The following is a 24,424-nucleotide window of genomic DNA, read 5'->3' on the forward strand; positions in this document are numbered from 1 at the left end:
GAAGCACCCCGTGGACGGTTCGTCAACTACCCCTACTTTTCGCCCAAATCGAGGCTCTGACCGGGGAGAATGAGGTCCGGGTCGGCCCCGACGGTCTTCTTGTTCTCGGTGTACAGCTCGTGCCAGCCGCCCTTGACGTCCAAGTCGTCCGCGATGGCCGACAGGTTGTCACCGGAACGCACCGTGTACGTCCCGTCGGCGACCTTCTCGGTGCGCTCGCCGCCGCGCGAGGCGTGCCGGCCCGGACGGTCGCCGCCGCTGCCGGAGGCGGGACTCTCGTCCGCGTGGTCGCCCCGGTGACGGCCGGAGGTGGAGTCGTCGGAGGGGGCGGCCGGGTCCTTCGACCCGGGGGTGCCGGCCGAAGGGGCTTCGTCGCGCCCGGACTTGCCGTCCGTCGGGCGCTTGTCGCCCTTGTCGCCGTTGCCGCTGTTGCCCTGCTTGTCGCCCTTTTCGTGATTCTTGTCTCGGGAGGCGTCGCCCGAACCGGGCGTGTCGCCGTCGTCGTCGGCGGAGCCGGGGCCTTCTGACGCGTCGTCGGAGGCCTTGTCCGACGACTTGTCGGCGGCCTTGCCCTTGGAGTCCTTGGAGTCCCCCGAGCCCTCGGAGTCCTGGGAGCCCTTCGACTTCTCCGACCCCGTCGAACCGGTCGAACCGTTCGAGTCGCTCGAGTCGTCCCTGTCCGACGAGTCGGCGGGCTCCGGGGGGATCGGATCGCCCGGGTCCACGTCGGCCGCCGCGCCGCCGTCGGTGAGTCCGGCGATCGGGGCGCAGCTCGGCCAGGCCTCGGGGCCCTGCCCGTCGAGGATCCTCTCGGCCACGGCGATCTGCTGGGACTTGGAGGCCTGGTCGGCGCTCGGCGCGTAGTCGAGGCCGCCGTGCTTCTCCCACATGTCCTCGGAGAGCTGGAGCCCTCCGTAGTAGCCGTTCCCGGGGTTGGCGCTCCACGCGCCGCCGCTCTCGCACTCGGCGAGCTTGTCCCACGTCACCGTCTCGGCGGCGCTCGCGCTGGTGGCTCCGAGCAGCGGGATGGCGATGGCGGATCCGGTGACTCCTGCCGCGACGATGAGGGCCGGGGCCTGGCGGGGGCGTCGGTGACGACCATTGCCGGAGAGCATGCGGTTGCCTTTCAGGAGACTGTTACGGCGACTTGGGCACCGGGTGCCCGAGTCGACGTGAACGTAGCCGCACTCGAACGCTTGTCACAAGTCGATGCAGCGGAGATCACGTCAACATCACAGTTGTGATGGGCCGTCAGAAACCGGTCGTTCCGGTGCCTCTTTCTGTGCGTCTGTGAACTTCACCGGCAGCGTGCGCAGCCCCCGCATGATCAGCCCGCCACGCCACCGCAAATCGGCCGGGTCGGCCGCGAGTTGCAGGTCGGGCAGGCGCCTGAGCAGCGTCGCGAGCGCGGTCTGGCCCTCCAGGCGGGCGAGCGGGGCGCCGAGGCAGTAGTGGATTCCGTGGCCGTACCCGAGGTGCTGGTTGTCGCGGCGCGCGAGGTCGAGGGTGTCGGGCCGGTCGAACCGCTCGGGGTCGCGGTCGGCGGCGGCGAGCACGACGAGGACGGGGTCGCCGGCCGCGATGTCCTGCCCGCCGAGGGTCAGCGCCTCGGTGGCGAACCGCCAGGTGGCCAGCTCCACGGGTCCGTCGAAGCGGAGCAGTTCCTCGACGCCGGTCTCCAGCAGGCCGGTGTCGCCCTCCGCCAGGGCCTTCTGGAGCCGTGCGCGCTGCTCGGGGTGGGTGAGGAGGGCGTACATGCCGTTGCCGATGAGGTTGACGGTGGTCTCGAATCCGGCGAACAGGAGGATGAAGGCCATGGCGGCGGCCTCGTTCTCCGTGAGGTGCTCGCCGTGGTCGGAGGCGCGGATGAGGCCGGAGATGAGGTCGTCGCCGGGGTCGAGGCGTTTGCGGTGGATCAGCTCGGCGAGGTAGCCGCGCATCTTCTTCACCGAGCGGGCTACGCCGCCGCGGGGGCCGCCGCCGTGGCGGATCATCATGCCCGCCCAGTCGCGGAAGTCGTCCTGGTCCTCGCGGGGGACGCCGAGCAGGTCGCAGATGGCGTAGATGGGGAGCGGGAAGGCGAACTCGTGGATGAGGTCGGCCTCGCCCTTCGCCACGAAGGCGTCGATGAGCTGATCGGTCAGCTCCCGCACGCGCGGTGCGAACTCGGCGACGCGGCGCGGGGTGAACGCCTTCGAGACGAGGCGCCGCAGGCGGGTGTGGTCCGGCGGGTCGATGTTGAGCAGATGCGTCATCAGCTCGGCCTTGCGCTCGCCGGGGATGCCGGTCTTGCCCTTGGCGTGGGCGGGCTCGTCGTGGTGGGCCGGATTCTTGCTGAGCCGCTGGTCGGCGAGCGCCTGGCGCGCGTCCGCGTACCGGGTGACCAGCCAGGCCTCGACTCCGCTGGGCAGCGTGGTCCTGTGCACCGGGGAGTTCTCGCGCAGCCAGGCGTAGGCGGGGTAAGGATCGGTGGCGAACTCCCAGGTGAAGAGCTCGGGCTGCGGGCTCGCCCCGGGGGCGGGCGTGGCTCCTGCGGGGCAGGTCGCGGGCGGCTGGTCGTGCATGCGGTGACCGTATCTCCCGGGGGCTACGTGACTCCTCCTTGGCCGGGGGCTGGACCGGGGCGGCAGCGGTCATGCGGGGCGGAAGCCGCTAGTCCAGGTGTGGGTCCAGGGCGTGGTCCCCGGGGCGGCCCGTCGGGCGGAGCAGTCCCTTCAGGCGACGTGCGGCCGAGGCGTCGCCCCCAGCATCGACGATGCGGAAGCAGTGCACCGCGAGGTGCCGGTGGAGGACGGTACCCGGCCGGGGAGGGAAAGCGGCCATGCCGCCGTGCGGGACGGAAGCCGCGCCCTCAGCCTCAGCGATACGCAAGCAGTGCACCGCAAGGTGCCCGAAGAGGGCGGAGGCGGCTGCGGTCACGCCGCCAGGCCCGGGGCGGAAGCCGCTAGTCCAAGTGCGGGTCCAGGGCGTCGTCACCGGGGCGGCCCGTCGGGCGGAGCAGTCCCTTCAGGCGACGCGTCGCCGAGACGTCGCCCTCAGCCTCAGCGATACGGAAGTAGTGGACCGCGAGGTGCTGGTGGACCTGTCCGAGGAGGGCGGCGGCCCCGGTCTCGCCCGCGTCGGCGGCGGCCGTGAGGTAGGGGACAGCTTCCCCGTACGCGACGCGGGTGGCGAGGAGGTGGCCCAGCCGGCCCGCGGCGCGGGAGCTGCCGTGGTCCGCCGCCTGCCGGAACCAGTCCTCGGCGGCCGCCGTGTCCCCCGCGTGCTCCGCCAGCAGGCCGAGCCACGTCATGGCGTGGGCGTCCCCGCCCTCGGCGCGCGGCTCCAGGGCCGAACGGAAGGCGGCCACCAGGCCGTCCAGCTCGGCGGCGTCATGCGGCTCCAGACCCTCGTACGCACGGATCCACACACGGTCCGGCACCGGCGGTTCCGAGCGGTCCGCGTCCGCGATCAGCGAGCCGTACGGCCGCCAGGTGCCGGGCCACTCACCCGGTACGAGCAGGGCGGTCACGCCGTGCCGGGGCGCGGTGGCCCAGGCGAGCGCCTCGTCGAAGGTCTCGTCGAAGGTCTCGTCGGACGTGATGGCCGCCGCCTGGCCGTACTCGTCCTTGACCTGGCTCAGCAGCTTCGCCGTGACGCCCCGGGTGAGCCCGCACCGCGCGAGGTCGATCGCGGCGCGCACCAGGAGGTGGCCGAGCAGGCGGCTCCCCGCGCGCCGCGCCCTGCGCCACTCCTCCCACAGGTCCGGGCCGAGGGCGAGGAACTCCGTGACGCCGAGGCTCCCGCGCCAGCGGACGGCGTCCGCGAGGCGGGGGTCGTCGGCCGCCGCGAGCCGCGCCAGCTCCGCCTCGCTCCACTCGGCGGGGACCTCGACGGTCCGGGCGATGCCGAGGACGCGGGCGGCGGGGTGGTGTCCGAAGCGGTGTCTGTCGTACGCCTCGTCCCGCATCGTCGCCAGGACGACGACGCGGTCATGGGTGAGCTGAGCGAGGAGGCCAGGGATGCCGGGCTCCTCGATATGGGCGTCCAGGTCGTCCAGCCACACCACGTGGGTGCCCGTGGCGTCGCGGCCACGGAGCTGGTCCGGGAGGTCGCGCAGGTCCGCTCCGCCGCCCGCGACGAAGACCCGGGAGTCCCCGGCCACGCTCGCCCGCAGGGCCGCCCAAGCCGTCGAGGTCTTTCCGGACAGGGGCCCTCCCGTGACGATGACGAGGCCGCCGTGGTGCGCGGCCTGCCTCACGAGGACGGACAGCTCGTCGTCACAGTCCCTGGCGACGTAGGGAGGCAGCGCCGTCGCGCCGAGGAGCCTGCGGGTGGGGCGCACGCCGAGGCCGAGGCGGCGGAGCCGGTCGGCGCGCGGCCAGCCGTCGGCGGCTTACCGCGCGGGCGAGGAGGCCGGTGCCTGGACCGTGACGGCGCCGATGTGCCCCGCCTGGACGACGCTCCCCGCCGACCCGCCCGAGACGGCGTTGTGGACGGTACCGAGGCGTTCCTCCACCACCGGCGGCTCGAACTCGGCCAACAGGGCCCTGAGTTCGGCGGCGAACGGCGCGTCGATGTGCAGCAGGAGGCGCAGCCGGTGGCGCCACCCCAACACGTCGTCCCCGTAAAGCTCGGACGCCCGCTGCCAGGCGTGCCAATCCTCCGCCGTGCCGCTCTCCCTGACGCGGTGCTTGGAGCGGTGGACCAGCTCCTGGAACCGGGCCACAAGCCCGACCGGTGTCCCGGAGTCCAGGGCGTTCACCACGGCCGCCGTGGCCTCGGCCGCCAGCTTCTCCCGCTCCGGTTCCACGTACGCCCCCACGCGTCAAGCCGTCCTTGGCGCGCAACGGTACTAAGCCCCCGCCCCCTCGGCCGCCCGCACCGCGTCGCGGTAGGCCCGCGCGGCGGCCCGCAGCGCCGCCTCCGGATCGACGCCGTCCGCTTCGGCCCGCAGCGCCAGGGCGAGGAGTTCGTACCCCACGCCCTCCCCCGACGGCACCGCCACGTCGAGGCCCGCCGTGCGGACGCGCGAGGCCAGTTTCGCGGCCAGGGCGAGGCCGGGCTGGCCGAGGGGGATGCCCTCCGTCACCGACGAGCGCTGCTTCTCCACCGCCTTCGTGCGCAGCCAGTGCGCCTTCACGTCCTCCGGGGTGTCCGCCGAGTCGTCGCCGAACACGTGCGGGTGGCGGTGGATGAGCTTGTCGACGATGCCGCCCGCGACATCGTCGATGGAGAAGGGTTCGTCGTCCTCGCCGGGGCCGCCCTCCTCGGCGATCCGCGCGTGGAAGACGACCTGGAGCAGTACGTCGCCCAGCTCCTCGCGCAGCTCCTCCCGGTCGCCGTCCTCGATCGCCTCGACCAGTTCGTACGCCTCCTCGATCGCGTACTTGGCCAGGCCCTTGTGCGTCTGCTGCGAGGACCACGGGCAGGCGACGCGGATCTGGTCCATGACCTGCACCAGGTCGAGCAGGCGCGCGCCCGGCAGGTCGTAGGAGGCCGGGAGCAGTTCCAGGTCCGGCATCGCGACGCGGCCCGAGCCGGCGAGGCGGGCGAGGCCGTCGGTGAGGGGGCGGTCGCCCTCCGCGGTGGCGACGACCACGACCGTGCGGCCGCCCGCGCAGGCGTCCACCAGCTCATCGGCGGCCGGCGAGGCGTGCGTCACGGTGACGCCCGCCTCGCGCAGATACGGCAGCTGCGGGTGGCCGGCGTCGGCGCACAGGACCTCGTCGGCGCCGTGCAGGGCCTGCCAGGCGGGCCAGGACAGCAGGCCGGGCGCGACGCGGTGGCTGGTGGTCAGCAGGATGACGCGGCCGGTGGACGCGTCGGCCGGGGGCGGGGTATCGGTGTCGTTCACCTCTCGAACGTAACCCAGCCCGCCGACCCGGCCGCTGCCCCGGCCCGCGGCTACGCCTGCGGTGCCTCCGGGGAGCCGGAGCCCGTGGCGCCCCCGGCGTCGGTGACCTGGCGCAGCCACGGCGTCTTCGCGTCCACCCGCTTGTTCTTGTCGACGTCCCAGGTGCCGTACCGCGGGTTGAGGTCGACGTCGAGCTTCTTGGAGGCCGCGGTGAGGGCCTTCCAGAAGACCGCCTGGCCCTCGGGCGACTGCATGTCCGCGTCCAGCTTCTTCGCGAGCTTCTGCGCCTCGATCTCCGTGCGCAGGCTGTCGTCGAGGCGGGCCGGGGCGACGCCGTACTGCTGGAGCCACCCCTGCTCCAGGGCCTTGCGGCCGCCCGCCTGCTGCTCCAGACCCGCCCGCATCCGCTGGATGTCGCGGCGCGTCACGCTCACCCCGGCGTCGGTGGCCGCGCGGTGCAGGACCTTGTCGAGCACCATCGTGTGCAGCGTGCTGCGGGTGAGGCCGCCGGACTTGGCGATGGCCTGCTCGTACTGCGTGTCGTCGGTGACGGCGGCCCGCTGCGCGTCGCGCACCTCGTTCACCCGGCTCTCCAGCTGCGCGACCGTGATGCGGTCGCCGCCGACCACGGCCGCGGCGCCGGGATGCGCCTCGCTGCCGCAGGCGGTGAGGAGGGGGGCCGCGACGAGCGCGGCGGTGGAGAGGACGAGCGCGGTGCGACGGCTGGTGCGGCGGTGCAAGGTGGGGCCTCCCTGCTACGAGTTTGTGCGTCGGTGCACAAAGTCCGGCGTGATCGATGGTAGGCAGTGGCCGTGTTCTCGGCCAGCCATTCGACCAACGATTCGCCGGGAGTTGGGGCACCAGGGGTCACCCGAGGCCACTCTCCTGCCCGTCGCTAACCGCGCACCTGTCCGAGCCAGTGCAAGGTCCGCCGGATCTCCGCGGGGAACGGGTGGCCGGGTCCGTGCAGCAGCTCCGCGTCGTGCAGGAGGCGCGCGAGGGTGTCGTGTGCGGCGGGCCGGTCGCCGAGGGCGAGCAGCAGGTGGCCGATGCGGCGGCGGATCTCCAGGGACTGGCGGCGGTCGTCCGTCGCGTAGTGGTTCTCGTAATAGGGGAGCAGCGCGCGGTACTCGGCGAGGGCCGCGGCCGGTTCGCCGAGCTGCTCCAGGCACTGCGCGGCCTCGTACCGGAACTGGAGGGAGTGCGGGTCGGCGTGGCCGGACTCGGCGGCCCGCTCGTCGGCGAGGCGCCGCAGCTCGGGCAGGGCGCGGCGGTACTGCCCGTCGTCCATGAGCGTGGCGGCGTACTGCTTGCGCAGGGTGCGGACGACGGGTGAGTGCTCGCCGTGTTCGGCGGCGGCGGCCGGCAGGATCGCGCCGAGGATGTCCACGGCCTGGGTGATGCGGCCCTCGCCGAGGAGGCGCCGGACGTCCTCGACGGCCCGGGCGACGTCCTGCCCGGGCGGCGAACCGGGCGGTGAACCGGGCGGCCTCGGCGGCATGTCGGGGGCGGGCGCGGGGGTCGCGGCGCGGTCCGGCCAGGGCGCGAGCGGGCGCAGGAAGGGCCGGGTGGGGTCGAGCGGGCGGCCCGAGGGGATGCCGCGGGCGGGCAGCAGCGGCGCCAGTTCCTCGTAGACGTGCTGGGCGCTGGCGGGGCGGTGCTGGGGGTCCTTGGCGAGCAGGCGCAGGACGAGGGACTCCAGGGCCTCGGGCACCTCGGGGCGCAGCCGGCGCACCGGCAGCGGCGGCTCGTAGAGGTGGCGGTGCAGGACGCCGAGGGCGGTGGAGCCGGAGAACGGCACGTCGCCGCTGAGCAGTTCGTGCATCAGCACGCCGAGTGCGTAGAGGTCGGTGTACGGGCCGACGGCGCCGCCCATCGCCTGCTCCGGGGCCATGTACGCGGGGCTGCCGATCGGGGAGCCGGTGTGGGTGAGGCGGGTGGTGTCGGTGTCCATCACGGAGGCGATGCCGAGGTCGAGGACGCTGATCGTGCCGTCCTGCTTGACCATCACGTTCCGCGGCTTGAGGTCGCGGTGGACGATCGGCACGGCGTGCACCGCGGAGAGCACGGCGCACAGCTGCGCGGCGACGGCGACGGTCCACTGCCACGGGTAGGGGTCATGCTCGGCGAGGTGGTCGCCGAGGTCGGCGCCGTCGACGTACTGCATGACGAGGAAGAGGGCCCCGTCCTCGGCGGGTTCGCTGCCCGCGTCGTGGACGGTGACCAGGCCGGGGTGGTCGACCTGCGCGGTGACGCGGCACTCGCGCACGAAGCGGCGGCGCAGCTCCTCGGCCTCGGCGCCCGCGACCCGGTCGGGGCGCAGCAGCTTCACGGCGACGCGGCGGTCGAGGCGCTGGTCGTACGCCGTCCAGACCTGGCCCATGCCGCCCTGGCCGATGAGCGTGGAGAGTTCATAGCGGCCTGCGACAACCCTGCTGCCCCGGCTGGCCCGGCCGCCGGTCCCGGTACCCGGTGTCACGGTCAGTTGCCGCCCTGCTGCTTGCGCAGGTAGTCGCTCAGCTCGTCGAGCTCGGCGCGGACCTGGTGGATGCGGGCGGGCGCGGGGGGCGCGGGCGGGGTCTCCTGGACGGGCGGTGGCGCTGCCGGGTAGCCGTAGTAGGCGGGCGGCGCCGGGGGCGGTGCGTAGGCGGTGAACGCGGGCTGCCGCAGGCGGCTGAAGTGGCGTATGTCCGCGAAGAGGTAGTAGGCGACGGCGGCCATCAGTGTGCACAGCAGGACGATCATGCCCGCGTTGCCCGGGCCCTGGAACTCCTCCTCGCCGGGGTCCACCCCGATCAGCACGAGCCCGGTGACGTCGAGCGCCGTCACGACGGCGAAGACGACCCAGTCGTACGCCTTGCGGGTCACGATCGCGAGCCGCAGCAGCGGCGCCCACGCGAGCAGGCCGCAGGTCACGACGGCGAGCACTACGAACATCACGCGCAGCGTCACCGGTGAGCCCCCGGCGGGGGGCGGCGGTTGCTGCGGCGCGTAGCCGTGGCCGGACATGGCTGCTCCTGGTACCTGAAGGACGAACGAACGCGGATCGAGCGTATAGGCCGACACCGGGGAGCGGTCCCGGGTTGTACCGAACCGTTGTCGTACTGGTCACGGCGGTGCGGCGGGGAGCGCCTCACTCCGGCGGAAGCGTGCCCTCCGTCAGTCCGTCGTGCATGCCGCGCACCAGCCGCTCGCCGAGCCGGCCCGCGAGGCGCACGGCGTCCTCGAAGGCGGCCAGTTCCCGGAACCGCTCGCTGTAGCCGCGCTGCCCGGCGAGCGGCAGGCGCGGCAGCTGGAGGCGGCGGACGTCGAGCCGGGCGGCGGTGGAGGCGTAGCTGCTGGCCCGGCGGTGGTTGGCGGTGCCGCGCAGGAAGCCCGCGAGGAACCACGGGTCGAGCACGGCCGGGTCGGAGCGCAGCAGCGTGAGGCCGCGGCCGAGCGCGGCGCCCGCGGTGGCCTCGTCGACGACGCGGGCCGCGGCTCCGCCGCCGAAGACGGGGACGACGACGTCGCCGGGCTCGGTGCGCACCACCGTGTCGTCCGGGGCGCCCTCGTGAGGGGCTCCGGAGGGCGCGCTCCCGGTCAGGACGTCGTGGTCGGTGAGGACGGGGACGCCCGCGCCCCCGGCGCCGGTCCCGGTGTGCAGGGTCAGGGCGCCTGCCCGGGCCAGTTCGCCGACGGTGGTCAGGGGCGGGCGGGCCGCGGCCGCGGGGTGGGCGGGGTCTTCCGGGGCCAGGGGTGGTGTCAGGTCCGCGGCCCGGCGCAGCGCCTCGCCGAGGCTCTTGCGCACGGTCGCGAGTTCGGTGGTGCCGCCGCCCGCGGCCGGGGGCGGCAGCCGGCGGGCCGGGGCCAGGTCGACCTCGTCGTCGAGGAGTTCGAGCACCGGCACCGAGCGGGCGAGGCCGGGGCGCTCCGCGACCGTGCCGTGCCGGTCGAAGCGGTGCCAGGCGTCGAGCACGGCGTCCTGCACGGCGGGCCAGAGCTGCTTGTCGCGGCCGTCGGTGTCGGGCACCCCGGCCGCCTCCACGAGGAGCAGTTCGGGGGCGGGCGGCACGGCCGGGCCCGGCCTGCGCAGCACCCAGACGTGCAGCGGGAGGTTGTAGGGCGGCGCCGCCCCGGTACAGCGCGATGACGGCGCGCAGGGCGCCGCGCCGCAGCAGGTCGGCGCGGATGCGGCGGCCCGAGCGGCGCGATGCGGCGGCGGGCGGCATCAGCAGGACGGCGGTGCCGCCGTCGACGAGCCGGGCCAACGCGTGCTGCACCCAGGCCAGTTCGGATTCGGCGCGGGCCGGGAAGCCGTACTCCCAGCGGGTGTCGTAGGCCAGTTCGTCGTGGCCCCAGTTGCGTTCGTTGAACGGCGGGTGGCAGAGCACGACATCGGCCGTGCGCTCGTCGTAGGCGTCGGCGCGCAGGGTGTCGGCGGCCGTCGTGCGGACGGTCGCGTCGGAGTGCAGGGCGAGGCGCAGCGCGGTGAGGGCGGCCAGTTCGGGCACGCTGTCCTGGCCGTACAGGCACTGGTCGGGGCGGGGCGCGACGGCGCGCAGCAGGGCGCCGGTGCCGCAGGCGGGGTCGAGGACGGTGCGCGCGGGGGCCGTGCTCGTGGCGAGTTCGGCCATGAGGGTGGCGGGTCCCGCCGGGGTCAGCGTGTACTGGCGGGGGTTGGCGTCGGTCTGCCGGCCGAGCAGGAACTCGTACGCGCCCCGGGCGCCGAGTTCGGCCGCCAGCTCCGCGACGCCGCGCAACAGCGGGACGGACGGCAGGAGTTCGGCGGGGTCGGGGACGCGTACGGCCCTTCTGCGCCGCGTCCCGAACCGCTGGGTCACGACGTCTTCGAGCTCGGCGGGCAGGAGCTGGGCCAGCCGTTCGTCCGACACGGCGCCGAGCGCGAGCCAGGCCGGCGGCCGGTCGCGGACCAGGAGCAGGGCGCAGCCCGCGTGCAGCAGGGCGGTGACGGGTCCCGCGGGGTGCCCGGCGAGTTGCTGCCAGACGCGTTCACGCAACGGCACCTCGACGAGCTTGCCCTGGGCGCGCAGCCAGCGCTCGACGTCGGCGAGCGCGAAGGAGGGGCTGGTCTCCGTGCCACCCACGGGCTTGGGGAAGTCCCCGTGCCTGCGGCGCCAGTTGCTGACGGCGGCGCGTCCCACTCCGGCCAGCCGGGCGATCCCGGCGGCGGTCACCTCGGTCGCGTCGTCCCGCGGCTTCATGCAGCAGCTCCCCTCGTCGCGCGGGGTCAGTCGCGCGCGGTCGAGCATATCCAGACGATCATCCGCACGGCAGGCTTCACGGCTGTTGACCGACGGTTCACATGTACTCGTGTTGACTCGGTTCACAGACATCTGCTGTGATGTTGCCACCGAACGACTTCCCTTGGGGGGATCCCATGCGTCACCACCTGCGCCTGCGCCGCACCGCCATCGCCGCCGTCTGCCTCGCCACCGCCGCGACGGCCGGACTCACCGCCTGCGGCAGTGAGAACGACAAGGCCGGCGCGGGCGAGAAGGGGCCCTTCGCGGGCATGTCCGGCGGCGAGATCGCCGAGAAGGCCGTCGACGCGACCTCGGGCGCCAAGTCCCTGAGCATCAAGGGCGACGTCACGGACGAGGCGTCCGGGCTGATCTCGCTCGACATGGCCATGGACACCAAGGGCAAGTGCGCGGGCACCATGGGCATGAACAAAGAGGGTTCGATCGAGCTGATCGTCCCGGGCAAGACCGTCTACATGAAGTACGACGAGAAGTTGCTGCGCGCCCAGACCAAGGGGGAGCCCAAGGCCGACGTACAGGCCGCGGTGGACATGATGGCCGACCGCTGGGTGAAGACGAAGGCGACGAGCGCCGACGCCAAGGAGATCGCCGGGTTCTGCGACCTCGACGTCCTGCTCGCCGACTTCAAGGGCACCAAGTCCGCGGCCCGCAGGGGCGGTACGACCACGGTCGACGGCACACCCGCGATCAAGCTGACGGAGAGCGACGGCAAGACGAAGTACACCCTCTACGTCGCCACCGAGGGCAAGCCGTACCTGCTGAAGGTCGACACGAAGGAGGGCGGCAAGACCGAGTCCCTGGCGTTCGGCGACTACGAGAAGCCGGTGAAGACGACGCCGCCGACCGGCGACGTCCTCGACCTCGACAAGCTGTGAGTCACAGTGTGTGCCGGACCCACACGTTCGGTTCGACGTACACGCCGTAGCCGCGCTCCGGCTCGCAGTGCACCGGCACCAGCGCGCCCTTCACCTCGACGGGCCCCTCCTTGTCGAAGGGCAGCCCGGTCCACTCGCGCCACTGCGCGGTGGACCCGGACACCGTCATGGAGGCGTGCGCGACCTTCTCGATGACGCCGCCCGCGCGGACGTGCACCCGCAGCCACGGGTCGTGGGGCAGGCCGTCCTCGCGCGTGCGGTGGGCGTACTCGTCGATGGGCGTCGCCGGTTCGAGGTGCTTGGCGTTGGGGCGTACGGGCGCGACGACCTCGCGGAAGCCGCGGGCGCGGGCGTTGTCCCGCATCGCGGCGAGCATCCGGGCGGAGACGCCCTTGCCGCGCGCCGCCTCGTCGACGGTTATCTCGATGGCGCTGACCGTGTCCGGCTCCTTGCCGTGCCGCAGGTCGGAGAAGGCCCACAGCAGGACCTGGTCCCAGCCGCCGTCGGGCAGCGCGGGCTCCCCGCGGGGGCGCAGGGCGAGCGGCACGCTGAAGGCGCGGGCCACGACCTTGGTGCTGTCCTCGTCCGTGGCGACGAGGACGTACTCGGGGAGGTCCGCCACGATGCGGCCGATCAGTGACCAGCCGACCGGGTCGTGGAGGATGAACTCCGGCCAGTCCTCGGCCATGCTCCAGAGGGGGCCCGCGAGTTCGGGGCGCTCGGCGAGGGTGGTGATCTTGAGGTCCATGCGCCGCACGGTACGCGTCCCGCGGGGTGGGCGGAATTGGGTTTCCGGTGGGGTGGCTTCGGGGTGGCTTCGGGGCCGTTTTTGCGGGGTGGCGTCTGCGGGGGGCTCTTCGGGGCCGTCTGCGGGTTCGTCTTGGGCTGGTCGCGCAGTTCCCCGCGCCCCTTTCAGGGCCGCTTCCGGGCCGCTTCCGGGCCGCTTCCGGGCCGCTTCAGGGCCACTTCATAAACCGTCTCCGGGTCAGCGGGCGTGGAAGCGCGGTGGTGCAGCCGTCGGGGCTGTGCCGGTCGGGAGGTTCTCGGCCGGGCAGGTCGACAGGACCTTCTTCATCGCGTCCCGTTCCGCCGCGGTCACCCACACCCCGTACTTCTTCTTCACCGCCACCTGTCCGGCCACATACGTACAGCGGTAGCCCTTGTTCGGCGGCAGCCAGGTCGCCGTGTCGCCGTCGCCCTTGCTGCGGTTGGGGCCCGCGTCGACCGCCACGAGGTTGAGCGGATCGTTGGCGAAGGCGATGCGCTTGCCCGGCGCCCACCGGGCGGCGCCCTTCTGCCAGGCGTCCGAGAGCGCGACGAGATGGTCGATGTCGACCCGGCTGCGGCCGCGCCGGAACGTCACGTCCCTGCCGGTGTACGGGTCGGGGGCGAGCCTGCCCGAGACGACCCGGCACTCCCCGTCCTGACCGGAGCGCTGATACGTGACGTCCGTCAGGTCCCGCTTCAGTATGTCGTCCCTGGTGGGGCAGCCGTTGGAGTCCGTGTCGGCCCAGGCACTGCCGAACCGGCCCCGGTCATAACCCGTCTTGGGCGCGCGGCCCTTGACCGTGAGCGTGTCGACGGCCGCCAGCGCGGAGCCCGCCTTGGCGCCGGCCCCCGTGGCGCCGCCCTCCCCCGTGTCCCCGGTGCCGAGGCCGCAGCCGGTGAGCAGCGCGGGGACGGCGGCCAGCGCGAGCAGGGCCGAGGTGGTGCGCCGGTTCACCGGACGGCCACCGTGTCGCCGAGGGCGAGCGGCGCGGGCGTCACGACGTCCGTGTGGATGCCGATGCACATGTCGCGCGCGGCGGTGAGCGTCTTGAGGACGCGGTTGTCCACGGGGAGGCCGGGCTGGGCCTGGGTGACCATGACGCAGCGCGTGACGCGCTTGATGCCACGCAGCCGCAGCGGTTCCGTGCCCCGGCCGCCGCCGAGGACGATCTCGCGGCCGACCCAGCTCTCCTCGATCCAGGGTTCGTCGGTCTCCACGACGATGTTCTTGCGCAGCCGCCGTACGTCGACGGGGTCGGCGTCACCGAGCAGGTCGCCGAGCGCGCGGAGCGAGGCCGTGCCGATGAGGGACACGGCGGAGGCGTCCTTGTGGCTCTCCGGGCCCTTCTCGCCCTCACGGACCAGCTCGACGCCGTCGCCGAAGCGCTCGGGGATGCGCGGATCGCCGGGGCGCAGTGTCGCGCCGTCCGGTGCGGTGATGACGGGCAGGCCGTCACCGTCGTACGCCGCGTAGTGCTCCAGGAGCCCCGGGACACGGCGGAAGCGCCGGGTGTTCTTCCCGCTGCCCAGCTTGCCTGCGGCGTCACGCAGGGCCCACCGCCGGTCGCCGACCGCGCCTTGCGCGTCGAACTCCAGCCGGTCGTGCTCCTCACCCAGCATCGATTTCACCGGGAACCGGCTCAGCCCCACAACCTTGAGCGTCACTGCGCTCTCCCCTCCCCTGGGCGGACTTGGCGGCCTCCACGGTAGCTGCCGGGCGGTGCGGACCGTGTCTGCTTCCGCCGCCCGGAGCGGCGGGACGGAAGCCGTAATATCTGCTGATCAATCACGTTTCAGGAGATCCATGCACCAGCGCCTGCCCCAGCTCGCCCTCTTGCTCGCCGCCCTCGCCGTCGGCGCCACGGCCTGCGGCTCGTCCGACACCTCCTCCGCACCGTCCGCGAACACGTCGGCGACGGCGGGCAGTTCGGCGGCAGCGGGCGCGCCGACGGCGCCGAGTGCCTCCGCCAGCCCTCGGGGAAGGGGCCTGAAGGGCCCGGCCGCCGCCTTCTACCTGAAGACGCTGCGCAAGCACTACCCGGACCTCGACCACATCGCCGACGACGCGCTCGTCGCGGAGGGCGACGCGCTGTGCACCATCCGGGGCGCCGCCCTCGGCGAGCAGTTCACGAGGTCCACGCGCCGGCTCGGCACGACCAAGAAGCAGACCTCCCGCATCATGGGCGTCGCGCACGGCCTGTGCCGGGACGAGGACGAGCAGCTGTACAAGGACTGAGGTGGCTCCCGGGGCGGGCCCGCGGTCGGCTCCCGGGAACGGGCCCGCAGGGAATTACCTCCGCGGTAATCGACCGTTCCCCCGCCTCCCCGGCAGGATCAGGCCATCAGCCCGATCCGGAGCCGAGGAGAACCCCATGACCGCCGAGCACGCCACCACCGCCCCGACTCCCGCCGCCGGCACCGCCGCGCACACCCGCGCCGTCGTGGCGGAGTTCCTCGCGGCCCGCCTGGCCGGGGACACCGGGCGGATGGTGGAGCTCTTCGCCGACGACGTCGACTGGATGCTGGCCGAGAACCCCGGCGTGCCGTGGATACGGCCGCGCTCCACCGGCGCCGAATGCGCCGCCCAGTCCGCGGAGCTGGCCGCTTACACCGTCCCGGAGGACGCCCGCGCCTCCCTCGACACCTTCCTGGTGGACGGCGCCGACGCCGTCCTGATGGGCCACCTGTCCGGCACCGTACGGGCCACGGGCAAGTCCTTCGAGGGGCCCTTCGCGCTGCGGCTCACCGTGGAGGACGGCCGGATCACCCGGCACCACCTCTACGAGAACAGCCGGTCGATAGCCGAGGCGTGCGCCGCCTGACGGCAGCGCACGCCCGAGGCCGCTATGACCCGAGAATCGAGGCGAGGAACTCCCCCACCCAGCCCAGCAGTTCGCGGCCGACCAGCGGCTTGCCGCCGACCTTCGCGGTCTTGGGGCGCGGTACCAGGATCTGCTGGGCGTTCGCCTTGATGACCGTCCCGGGGTAGAGCCGCTTGAGCCGCAGCTCCTGCGACTCGCGCAGATCCACCGGCGCGAAGCGGATGTTGGTGCCCTGGAGGACGATCTCGCCGACGCCGCACGCGCGCGCGAGCATCCGCAGCCCCGCCACCAGCAGGAGGTTCTCCACCGGCTCCGGCAACTTGCCGTAGCGGTCGGTGAGTTCCTCGCGTACGGCCCTGACGTCCTCCTCCGTGCTGGCGGAGGCGATGGCGCGGTAGGCCTGGAGGCGCAGCCGCTCGCCGGGGGCGTAGTCGTGCGGGACGTGCGCGTCCACCGGGAGTTCGATCTTGACCTCCAGGGGCGGCTCCTCCTCCACCCCGCCCTCCAGCGAGGCGCGGTAGTCGGCCACGGCCTCGCCGACCATCCGTACGTACAGGTCGAAGCCGACGCCCGCGATGTGCCCGGACTGCTCGCCGCCCAGCAGGTTGCCGGCGCCGCGGATCTCCAGGTCCTTCATCGCCACGTACATGCCCGCGCCCATCTCGGTGTGCTGGGCGATGGTCGCGAGCCGCTCGTGGGCGGTCTCCGTGAGCGGCTTCTCCGGCGGGTAGAGGAAGTAGGCGTAGCCACGCTCGCGGCCGCGGCCGACGCGGCCGCGCAGCTGGTGGAGCTGGGAGAGGCCGAAGTTGTCGCCGCGCTCCACGATCAGGGTGTTGGCGTTGGAGATGTCGATGCCGGACTCGACGATGGTCGTCGAGACGAGCACGTCGAACTTCTTCTCCCAGAAGTCGACCACGACCTGTTCCAGGGCCTGTTCGGACATCTGGCCGTGCGCGGTGGCGATGCGGGCCTCGGGCACGATCTCGCGCAGCCTGGCCGCCGCGCGGTCGATGGACTCGACGCGGTTGTGGATGTAGAAGACCTGGCCCTCGCGCAGCAGTTCACGGCGGACCGCCGCGCCGATCTGCTTCTCCTCGTACGGACCGACGAAGGTCAGGACCGGGTGGCGTTCCTCGGGCGGCGTGGTGATCGTCGACATCTCGCGGATGCCGGTGACCGCCATTTCGAGCGTACGGGGGATGGGGGTCGCGGACATGGTGAGCACGTCCACGTTGGCCCGGAGCTTCTTCAGCTGCTCCTTGTGCTCGACGCCGAAGCGCTGCTCCTCGTCGACGATGACGAGGCCGAGGTCCTTGAACTTGGTCTCGGAGGAGAACAGGCGGTGCGTGCCGATGACGATGTCGACCGAGCCGTCCCGCAGGCCTTCGAGCGTCGCCTTGGACTCGGTCTCCGTCTGGAAGCGGCTGAGCGCCCGCACGTTGACCGGGAACTGGGAGTACCGCTCGGAGAACGTGCCGAAGTGCTGCTGGACCAGGAGCGTCGTGGGCACCAGGACCGCGACCTGCTTGCCGTCCTGCACCGCCTTGAAGGCCGCGCGGACCGCGATCTCCGTCTTGCCGTAGCCGACGTCGCCGCAGATCAGGCGGTCCATCGGGACCGTCTTCTCCATGTCCTCCTTGACCTCGGCGATCGTGGTGAGCTGGTCGGGCGTCTCCATGTACGGGAAGGCGTCCTCCAGCTCGCGCTGCCAGGGCGTGTCGGGGGCGAAGGCGTGGCCGGGCGCGGCCATGCGGGCGGAGTAGAGCTTGATGAGGTCGGCGGCGATCTCCTTGACCGCCTTCTTCGCACGCGCCTTCGTCTTGGTCCAGTCGGCGCCGCCCAGGCGGTGCAGGGTCGGGGCCTCGCCGCCGACGTACTTGGTGATCTGCTCCAGCTGGTCGGTGGGGATGTAGAGCCGGTCGCCGGGCTGGCCGCGCTTGGCGGGGGCGTACTCCACGACGAGGTACTCGCGGGTGGCGCCCTGGACGGTGCGCTGCACCATCTCGATGTAGCGGCCGACGCCGTGCTGCTCGTGGACGATGTAGTCGCCGGCCTCCAGGGTCAGCGGGTCGATCGTCTTGCGGCGGCGGGCCGGCATGCGCTGGCCGTCCTTGCCCGCCGCCTTCTGGCCGGAGAGATCGGTCTCCGTGAGGACGGCGAGCTTCAGCGCGGGGTCGACGAAGCCGTAGTCGATCGAGCCGCAGGAGACGTGCACCAGCGACGGCGTCAGCTCGGTGAGGTCGCCGTCCAGGCGGGCCGCGATGCCCTCGCCGCCGAGGACCTCCACGGTGCGGGCGGCGGGGCCGTGGCCCTCGGTGACGTAGACGGTGCGCCAGCCGTCGGCGAGCCAGCCCTTGGTGTCGGCGAGCGCCTTCGCGGTGTCGCCGCGGTAGGTCTCCGGGGCGTGCATGCCGAGCTTCAGGGTCTGGTCGTCCAGCTCCTCGTCGGCGGCGAAGGGACTCACCGACCACCACATCATGCCCAGCTCGCGCGCGTGGTCACGGACGTCCGCGATGCCCCACAGGGAAGCCGCGCCCACGTCGATCGGCGCCTCGCCGCCCCCGGCCGTCGCCGCCCAGCTGGCCTGGAGGAACTCCTGCGAGGTGGCCACCAGGTCGGCCGCGCGGGTGCGCACCCGCTCCGGGTCGCAGACCACGGCCATGCTGTTCTTCGGCATGACGTCGAGCAGCAGCTCCATGTCGTCCACCAGGACCGGAGCCAGGGACTCCATGCCCTCGACGGCGATGCCCTCGGCGATCTTGCCGAGCAGCTCGCCCAGCTCCGGGTGCTGCTCCGCGAGGGCCGCCGCCCGCTGCCGCACGTCGTCGGTGAGCAGCAGCTCGCGGCAGGGCGGCGCCCACAGGCCGTGCTCGGCGACCTCCAGGGAGCGCTGGTCGGCGATCTTGAAGTAGCGGATCTCCTCGACGTCGTCGCCCCAGAACTCCACGCGCAGCGGGTGCTCCTCAGTCGGCGGGAACACGTCGAGGATGCCGCCGCGGACGGCGAACTCACCGCGCTTCTCGACCAGTTCCACCCGGGAGTACGCGGCTGCCGCGAGCGCCTCGACGACCGCGTTCAGGTCGGTGGTCTCACCGGAGCGCAGCGCCACGGGCTCCAGGTCGCCGAGGCCCTTGACCTGCGGCTGGAGCACCGAGCGGACCGGCGCGACGACGACGGAGACCGGGCCGGTCTCGGGGTCGTCCGGGCGGGGGTGCGCGAGGCGCCGCAGGACCGCGAGGCGCCGGCCGACCGTGTCGGAGCGGGGCGAGAGGCGCTCGTGCGGGAGGGTCTCCCAGGACGGGTAGTCCACGACGCCGTCCGGCGGCAGGATCGTGCGCAGCGCCGCCGCGAGGTCCTCCGCCTCGCGGCCCGTGGCCGTCACGGCGAGGACGGGGCGGCCGGACTCGCGGGCCAGCGCCGCCACCACGAACGGGCGCGCGGCGGGCGGGCCGACCAGGTCGACGTGCGTGCGGTTGCCGTCGGTGGCGGCCTTGACCGCCTCGGCGAGTGCCGCGTCCTTGACGACAGCGTCGAGCAGACCGTGCAGGCTCATGGAAGGCTTTCCGTCCAGGTACCGGGGTGAGCCGGAGTGGGTGGGCAACGCGAACCGCCCGGCACGTCGCACGGGCCGGGGGCCTCCAGCGTACGACTCCGGGGCGGGCGGCGCGGCCCCGCTCCGCGCGGGGCGGCGCCCGGCACGGGGGTCGCCGGGTGAGCCGGGGCCCGCGCTGGCGCACAATGACACGGAAACGGTCCCACGTGCCCCCGACACGGGGCTCCGCCCCCCGGACCCCGCTCCTCGAACGCCGGAGGGGCTGGTTGCCCGCCCCTCGCCGACCAGAAAGCCACCCCATGCCCGGAGCCAAGCCCGACGCCCCCGCCCTGGAGCGCGGCGACGAGCTCATACCGCCGCGGGACCAGGCCCCGCCCGCCCCCCGCCCGGGGCGCCACGGCGTCTGGGACCGCGTCCCGTATCTCCTCGCGGCGGCGTTGTTCCTCGCCTACGCCGTGGTGTCCGTCAGCCGGTACCGCCGGATGGAGAGCCGCTCCTGGGACCTCGGGATCTTCGAGCAGGCCGTGCGGGCCTACGCGCACCTCCAGGTGCCGGTCGCCGACCTCAAGGGGCCCGGCGCCAACATCCTCGGCGACCACTTCAGCCCCGTCACCGCGCTCCTCGCGCCCGCCTACCGCCTCTTCCCCTCCCCCGTCACGCTGCTCGTCGCGCAGGCCCTGCTGTTCGCCGTCTCCGCGATCCCCGTCACGCGCGCCGCGACCCGGCTCCTTGGCCGCGCCTCGGGACTGGCGGTGGGGGTCGCGTACGGACTGTCCTGGGGCATCCAGCGCGCCGCCGACTTCGACTTCCACGAGATCTGCTTCGCCGTACCGCTCATCGCGTTCTCCCTGGAGGCCCTGCTGCGGCAGCGGTGGCGGGCCGCGCTGCTGTGGGCGCTGCCGCTGGTCCTCGTCAAGGAGGACCTCGGGGTGACGCTCGCCGCCATCGCGCTGGTGGTGGCGGTCCGGGCCCGCCGCGTCCAGCCGAAGGCCGTGCCCTACGCCCTGGGCGTCGCCGCCTTCGGGGCCGTCGCCACCGTCGTCACGCTCACCCTGATCATCCCTGCCTTCAACTCGGTGGGCGCGTACGACTACTGGGACAAGGTCGGGGAGGGCGGCGCGGCGGCCGGGGCGTTCGGCGGTCTCGACACCAAGCTGCGGACCCTGGCCTGGCTGCTGATCCCCACCACCGGGCTGCTCGCCCTGCGTTCGCCGCTGCTGCTGGTCGCGCTGCCCACCCTCGGCTGGCGCTTCCTGTCCGGCGACGACCACTACTGGGGCACCGACTGGCACTACAGCGCCGTCCTGATGCCGGTGGTGATGCTCGCCCTCGTGGACGCCGTCGACGTCTTCCGCCGGGGCGGGCGGCGGTGGCTGCGCGAGTACGCCGACCGGCTGCCGGCCTGCGCGGCCGCCGCCGCGCTGGCCCTGACGACGTCGCTGCCGCTCGCGGGCCTCACCGAGGCGAAGACGTACGAGAAGAGCGGGCAGGTCGCGGCGGTGGAGCGGATGCTGGAGCGGGTCCCGGACGGCGCCACCGTCGAGGCGAACATAGGGCCCATCAGCAGGCTCACCTCCCGCGCCCGCGTCTTCTGGGTCGGCTCGGCCCGCCCGGTCGTCCCCCGGTACATCGCGCTCGACGTCCGCTCCGGCTGGACGAAGGACCCGGTCGCGTACGCCGAGAAGCTGCACCCCGGCACCGAGTACGTCGCCGAGGACACCGCCTACGGCTACGTGCTGCTGCGCAGGGCCTGAGACGGCGGACGGCCCCGGGGGACACGTGTCCCCCGGGGCCGGCTTCCCCCGCACCCCCGTAGCGGTGGCTACTCGGTCGCGATCGCGTTCAGGACGTTCATGCGGCCCGCCCGGAAGGCCGGGACCAGCGCCGCGAAGAGGCCCACGAACGCCGATCCGACGAAGACCGCGATGATCGTCGGCCACGGGATCTCCAGGACCTTCAGGCCTTCGAGGGCGAGCAGCTGCTGGGCCGTCGCCCCCCAGCCCATCCCGAGGCCGAGGCCGAGCAGCGCGCCGAAGACGGCGATGACCACCGACTCCAGGCGGATCATGCGGCGCAGCTGGCGGCGCGAGAGGCCGATGGCGCGCATCAGGCCGATCTCACGGGTGCGCTCGACCACCGAGAGGGCGAGGGTGTTCACCACTCCGAGGATCGCCACGATGATCGCGAGGCCGAGCAGGCCGTAGACCATGTTCAGCATCTGGCCGACCTGGTCCTTCAGGGTCTGCTTGAAGTCGGTCTGGTCCATGACCTCGTACTGCGGGTACGCCTTGAGGGAGTCCTTCAGGGACTGGTACGCGGCGTCCTGCTGCCCCTTGGCGGCCGTGGCGAACATGATGTCGTTCTGCGGCAACCGGTCCGCCGGGACGTACTTCTCCAGGGTCGTGATGTTCGTGTACATCGCGCCCTTGTCGACGGAGCTGTCGTCCGAGGTGATCGCCGCGAGCCGCAGCTCGGCCGTCTTCCCGTGCTCGAAGGCGACCTTCAGCTGGTCGCCGACCTTCAGGCCGTACTTCTTCGCGAAGTCGTCGCCGACCGACATGGCGTTCTTCCCGTACGCGGCGGACAACTCACCGGCGACCGTCTCGCGGCGCAGGTCCTTGGCGTACGTCGGGTCGGCGGCGCTCAGGCCGACGCCGTCCGCGGTCTTGCCGCCGGGGGTCGTCAGGTCCGCCCTGATCTGCTGGTAGCGGGTGATGTGGCCGATGTGGTCGGCCTTCTCCAGGGCCTCGGCGGCCTTCGGGGTGATGAAGCCGCCGGGCTGGGTGGACTGGACGATGAAGTCCGCGCCGACCGACTTGTCCAGCTCGTCCGTGGCGGAGGCGACCATCGAGGAGCCGACCACGGAGAGGCAGGCGACCAGCGCGAGGCCGATCATCAGGGCCGCGCCGGTGGCGCCGGTGCGGCGCGGGTTGCGCAGGGCGTTGCGCTCGGCCAGCCGCCCGACCGGGCCGAACGCCCGCAGCAGGACCGCGCTGAGGACGCGGACGACACCGGAGGCGAGCACCGGACCGATGACGACGAACCCGACGAGGGTCAGGACGATGCCGCCGCCGAGGAGGAGCGAGCCCTCCTTGGCCTTGTCGGCCTGCCCGGCGGCGTAGAGACCGAGGCCGCCGGCGCCGGTGAGGACCAGGCCGATGACGGCGCGCGGGACACCGGCCCGGCCGTCGGCCGGGGTGCCCGCGTCGCGCAGCGCGGCCATCGGGGAGACCTTGCCGGCCCGTCGCGCGGGGAGGTAGGCGGCGAGGACGGTGACGACGATGCCGAGGGCCATGCCGACCACGGGTGTCGTCCAGGCGACGGTGAGGTCGCCGGTGGACAGTTCCATGCCCATGCCGGACATCAGCTTCATCAGGCCGACGGCGAGGCCGATGCCCGCGCCGACGCCGAGGACGGAGCCGAACACGCCGAGCAGCAGCGCCTCGACGAGCACGGAGCGGTTGACCTGGCCCCGGCTGGAGCCGATGGCGCGCATCAGGCCGATCTCGCGGGTGCGCTGGGCGACCAGCATCGAGAAGGTGTTGATGATGAGGAAGATGCCGACGAGGAAGGCGATCCCGGCGAAACCGAGCATCGCGTACTTCATGACGTCGAGGAAGCTGCCGACGTCCTTGCGGTTCTCGTCCGCGGTCTCCTTCTGCGTCCTGATGTCGTACGCGGTCTTGTCGAGGGCGGTCGCGACCTCCGCCTTCAGCGCGGTGTCGCTGACGCCCGCTTCCGCGGTGAGGTTGACGTGCGTGAACCGGCCGGTGGCGCCGAGGAGTTCGCGCTGGGCGGTGGCGGTGTCGAAGTAGACGATCGCGGCGCCGGGGTTGGTCACCTTGAAGGTGGCGATGCCGGAGATCTTCGCGGTGTGGTCGCCGGTGGCGGCGATGGTGCGCAGCTCGTCGCCGATCTTCAGGCCGTGCTTGTCGGCGGTGTCGGCGTCGACCATCACCTCGGTGGGCCCGCGCGGGGAGTGACCGGAGGTGATGTCCATCGAACGCAGGTCGTTGCGCGTCCAGTTGCCCGCGATGGTCGGGCCGCCGTTGCTGGGGCTCAGGTTCTTGTCGTCGGAATCGACGACGGTCACGCTCTGGCTGCTGACGGCGCCCTCGGCGGCCTTGGCGCCCTCGACCTTCCCGGCCTTCTCGACCACGGAGGCGGGCATCGACTCGGGCTTGCCGCTGCGGGGCGCGTCGCCCGCGTCCCCGGCGGACTTGGGGGTGACCGTGACATCGGCGGAGGTCGCCGCGAAGAGCTTGTCGAAGGTGGTGCTCATCGTGTCGGAGAAGACGAGCGTGCCGCACACGAACGCCACCGACAGGACGACGGCCACGGCGGAGAGCGCCATGCGGCCCTTGTGCGCGAGGAAGTTGCGCATCGAGGTCTTGAGGACGGTCATGACGTGCGCCCCCGCGCGTCGAAGGAGGGGGTCTGGGGGTGTCCCCCAGAAAAACGCAGCATGCGGTCGAGGACCTGGTCGGCGGTCGGGTGGTGCATCTCGTCGACGATCCGGCCGTCGGCGAGATACAGCACCCGGTCCGCGTACGAGGCGGCGACCGGGTCGTGCGTGACCATCACGATGGTCTGGCCGAGGTCGGTCACGGACCGGCGCAGGAAGCCAAGCACCTCCGCGCCGGCCCGGGAGTCGAGGTTTCCGGTCGGCTCGTCGCCGAAGATGATGTCCGGCCGCGAGGCGAGCGCGCGGGCCACCGCGACGCGCTGCTGCTGGCCGCCGGACAGCTCGGTCGGGCGGTGCTTGAGACGCCCGGCGAGACCGACGGTCTCCACGACCTGGTCGAGCCAGGCGCGGTCGGGCTTGCGGCCCGCTATGTCCATCGGGAGCGTGATGTTCTCCAGGGCGTTGAGCGTCGGGAGCAGGTTGAACGCCTGGAAGATGAAGCCGATCCGGTCCCGGCGCAACCGCGTGAGCTTCTTGTCCTTGAGCCCGGTGATCTCGGTGTCGTCGAGGAAGATCTGCCCCGACGTCACCGTGTCGAGGCCCGCGAGGCAGTGCATCAGGGTGGACTTGCCGGAGCCGGAGGGGCCCATGATCGCGGTGAACTGCCCGCGGGCGATGTCCACGTCGATCCCGTCGAGCGCGACGACGCGGGTCTCCCCGGAGCCGTACGCCTTCACGACGTCGCGCGCCCGTGCCGCCACGGCCGTACGCCCTCCAGTGCCCCCGTGCCTGGGTGTGGTCACAGCCGTTGTCACGGTAAGTCTCCTATGTCGGTCATGAGAAGAACAGGTGTGTTCGCCGTACGAACAAGTCTGGTGTGCCGATGGGTTCCGGCGCGATG

Annotated in this window: 19 protein-coding genes and 1 pseudogene; 4 read left to right on the plus strand and 16 right to left on the minus strand. The window is 72.9% G+C overall.

The features are described 5' to 3' along the window. Positions 1–32: 32 nt before the first annotated feature. From KKZ08_RS15780 to KKZ08_RS15825, 10 genes and pseudogenes are all read right to left on the minus strand, one after another. Entirely contained in the window at positions 33–1,115 is a 1,083-nt protein-coding gene (locus KKZ08_RS15780) for a transglycosylase family protein (protein ID WP_223775055.1), read from the minus strand. Positions 1,116–1,232: 117 nt separating this feature from the next. Further along, on the minus strand, positions 1,233–2,564 hold the full coding sequence (locus tag KKZ08_RS15785; protein WP_223775056.1) for a cytochrome P450: 1,332 nt from the start codon (positions 2,562–2,564) through the stop codon (positions 1,233–1,235). Between the two features lie 88 nt (positions 2,565–2,652). Further along, positions 2,653–2,823, minus strand: coding sequence for a hypothetical protein (locus KKZ08_RS15790; RefSeq protein WP_223775057.1), 171 nt, complete (start codon positions 2,821–2,823; stop codon positions 2,653–2,655). Between the two features lie 121 nt (positions 2,824–2,944). Next, on the minus strand, positions 2,945–4,324 hold the full coding sequence (locus tag KKZ08_RS15795) for a hypothetical protein (protein ID WP_223775058.1): 1,380 nt from the start codon (positions 4,322–4,324) through the stop codon (positions 2,945–2,947). 51 nt (positions 4,325–4,375) lie between these two features. Continuing rightward, the gene (locus KKZ08_RS15800; protein ID WP_223775059.1) at positions 4,376–4,804 is read right to left on the minus strand and encodes a hypothetical protein; all 429 of its coding nucleotides are present in this window, start codon (positions 4,802–4,804) and stop codon (positions 4,376–4,378) included. A 30-nt stretch (positions 4,805–4,834) separates the two neighbouring features. Continuing rightward, positions 4,835–5,836, minus strand: a complete 1,002-nt coding sequence (locus KKZ08_RS15805) for a nucleoside triphosphate pyrophosphohydrolase (protein ID WP_223775060.1) — start codon at positions 5,834–5,836, stop codon at positions 4,835–4,837. A 50-nt stretch (positions 5,837–5,886) separates the two neighbouring features. After that, a complete protein-coding gene (locus KKZ08_RS15810; RefSeq protein ID WP_223775061.1) occupies positions 5,887–6,576 on the minus strand; it encodes a SurA N-terminal domain-containing protein in 690 nt (229 codons plus the stop codon). Positions 6,577–6,731: 155 nt separating this feature from the next. After that, the gene (locus KKZ08_RS15815; RefSeq protein ID WP_223775062.1) at positions 6,732–8,315 is read right to left on the minus strand and encodes a serine/threonine-protein kinase; all 1,584 of its coding nucleotides are present in this window, start codon (positions 8,313–8,315) and stop codon (positions 6,732–6,734) included. Between the two features lie 2 nt (positions 8,316–8,317). Next, positions 8,318–8,845 carry a hypothetical protein gene (locus tag KKZ08_RS15820; RefSeq protein WP_223775063.1) on the minus strand — a complete coding sequence of 176 codons (528 nt, stop codon included), beginning with the start codon at positions 8,843–8,845 and terminating at the stop codon, positions 8,318–8,320. Positions 8,846–8,969: 124 nt separating this feature from the next. Then, positions 8,970–11,040: pseudogene (locus KKZ08_RS15825) on the minus strand (N-6 DNA methylase). Between the two features lie 194 nt (positions 11,041–11,234). Between KKZ08_RS15825 and KKZ08_RS15830 the strand changes: the two are divergent. Next, a complete protein-coding gene (locus KKZ08_RS15830) occupies positions 11,235–11,975 on the plus strand; it encodes a hypothetical protein (RefSeq protein ID WP_223779072.1) in 741 nt (246 codons plus the stop codon). Between the two features lies 1 nt (position 11,976). On the opposite strand, the gene KKZ08_RS15835 is transcribed toward KKZ08_RS15830, so the two are convergent. The 3 genes from KKZ08_RS15835 to KKZ08_RS15845 all read right to left on the minus strand — a co-directional run bounded on the left by KKZ08_RS15835 (position 11,977) and on the right by KKZ08_RS15845 (position 14,408). Then, positions 11,977–12,723 carry a GNAT family N-acetyltransferase gene (locus KKZ08_RS15835; RefSeq protein WP_223775064.1) on the minus strand — a complete coding sequence of 249 codons (747 nt, stop codon included), beginning with the start codon at positions 12,721–12,723 and terminating at the stop codon, positions 11,977–11,979. A gap of 237 nt (positions 12,724–12,960) precedes the next feature. Then, entirely contained in the window at positions 12,961–13,698 is a 738-nt protein-coding gene (locus KKZ08_RS15840; RefSeq protein ID WP_223775065.1) for an HNH endonuclease family protein, read from the minus strand. Continuing rightward, positions 13,695–14,408 (minus strand): MOSC N-terminal beta barrel domain-containing protein, encoded by a 714-nt coding sequence (locus KKZ08_RS15845; protein WP_223775066.1) that lies wholly within the window; start codon positions 14,406–14,408, stop codon positions 13,695–13,697. The genes KKZ08_RS15840 and KKZ08_RS15845 overlap by 4 nt, the downstream gene beginning before the upstream one ends. Before the next feature lie 139 nt (positions 14,409–14,547). Between KKZ08_RS15845 and KKZ08_RS15850 the strand changes: the two genes are divergently transcribed. Both KKZ08_RS15850 and KKZ08_RS15855 read left to right on the plus strand, forming a co-directional pair. Then, complete coding sequence (locus tag KKZ08_RS15850; RefSeq protein ID WP_223775067.1) at positions 14,548–14,979, plus strand: hypothetical protein; 432 nt, start codon at positions 14,548–14,550, stop codon at positions 14,977–14,979. A 136-nt stretch (positions 14,980–15,115) separates the two neighbouring features. After that, complete coding sequence (locus KKZ08_RS15855; RefSeq protein WP_223775068.1) at positions 15,116–15,565, plus strand: nuclear transport factor 2 family protein; 450 nt, start codon at positions 15,116–15,118, stop codon at positions 15,563–15,565. A gap of 22 nt (positions 15,566–15,587) precedes the next feature. Here KKZ08_RS15855 and mfd read toward each other — a convergent pair whose 3' ends face one another. Next, positions 15,588–19,118: a transcription-repair coupling factor gene (gene mfd, locus KKZ08_RS15860; protein ID WP_223775069.1), complete on the minus strand. Its 3,531-nt coding sequence runs from the start codon at positions 19,116–19,118 to the stop codon at positions 15,588–15,590. A gap of 299 nt (positions 19,119–19,417) precedes the next feature. Between mfd and KKZ08_RS15865 the strand changes: the two genes are divergently transcribed. Then, a complete protein-coding gene (locus KKZ08_RS15865) occupies positions 19,418–20,872 on the plus strand; it encodes a DUF2079 domain-containing protein (protein ID WP_223775070.1) in 1,455 nt (484 codons plus the stop codon). A 68-nt stretch (positions 20,873–20,940) separates the two neighbouring features. Here the strand turns inward: KKZ08_RS15865 and KKZ08_RS15870 are convergent, their stop codons facing one another. Then, a complete protein-coding gene (locus tag KKZ08_RS15870; protein WP_223775071.1) occupies positions 20,941–23,523 on the minus strand; it encodes an FtsX-like permease family protein in 2,583 nt (860 codons plus the stop codon). Beyond that, positions 23,520–24,338 (minus strand): ABC transporter ATP-binding protein, encoded by an 819-nt coding sequence (locus tag KKZ08_RS15875; protein WP_223775072.1) that lies wholly within the window; start codon positions 24,336–24,338, stop codon positions 23,520–23,522. The genes KKZ08_RS15870 and KKZ08_RS15875 overlap by 4 nt, the downstream gene beginning before the upstream one ends. Positions 24,339–24,424 lie beyond the last annotated feature (86 nt).

The organism is Streptomyces sp. 135, from assembly GCF_020026305.1.
GTDB lineage: Bacteria > Actinomycetota > Actinomycetes > Streptomycetales > Streptomycetaceae > Streptomyces.

What these genes read in the sequence shown, in the direction of transcription:
- KKZ08_RS15785 (WP_223775056.1), bottom strand. Translation starts at nt 2,564, where the DNA reads ATGCACGACCAGCCGCCCGCGACCTGCCCCGCAGGAGCCACGCCCGCC.
- KKZ08_RS15850 (WP_223775067.1), top strand. Translation starts at nt 14,548, where the DNA reads ATGCACCAGCGCCTGCCCCAGCTCGCCCTCTTGCTCGCCGCCCTCGCC.
- mfd (WP_223775069.1), bottom strand. Translation starts at nt 19,118, where the DNA reads ATGAGCCTGCACGGTCTGCTCGACGCTGTCGTCAAGGACGCGGCACTC.
- KKZ08_RS15820 (WP_223775063.1), bottom strand. Translation starts at nt 8,845, where the DNA reads ATGTCCGGCCACGGCTACGCGCCGCAGCAACCGCCGCCCCCCGCCGGG.
- KKZ08_RS15780 (WP_223775055.1), bottom strand. Translation starts at nt 1,115, where the DNA reads ATGCTCTCCGGCAATGGTCGTCACCGACGCCCCCGCCAGGCCCCGGCC.
- KKZ08_RS15835 (WP_223775064.1), bottom strand. Translation starts at nt 12,723, where the DNA reads ATGGACCTCAAGATCACCACCCTCGCCGAGCGCCCCGAACTCGCGGGC.
- KKZ08_RS15870 (WP_223775071.1), bottom strand. Translation starts at nt 23,523, where the DNA reads ATGACCGTCCTCAAGACCTCGATGCGCAACTTCCTCGCGCACAAGGGC.
- KKZ08_RS15855 (WP_223775068.1), top strand. Translation starts at nt 15,116, where the DNA reads ATGACCGCCGAGCACGCCACCACCGCCCCGACTCCCGCCGCCGGCACC.
- KKZ08_RS15865 (WP_223775070.1), top strand. Translation starts at nt 19,418, where the DNA reads ATGCCCGGAGCCAAGCCCGACGCCCCCGCCCTGGAGCGCGGCGACGAG.
- KKZ08_RS15790 (WP_223775057.1), bottom strand. Translation starts at nt 2,823, where the DNA reads ATGGCCGCTTTCCCTCCCCGGCCGGGTACCGTCCTCCACCGGCACCTC.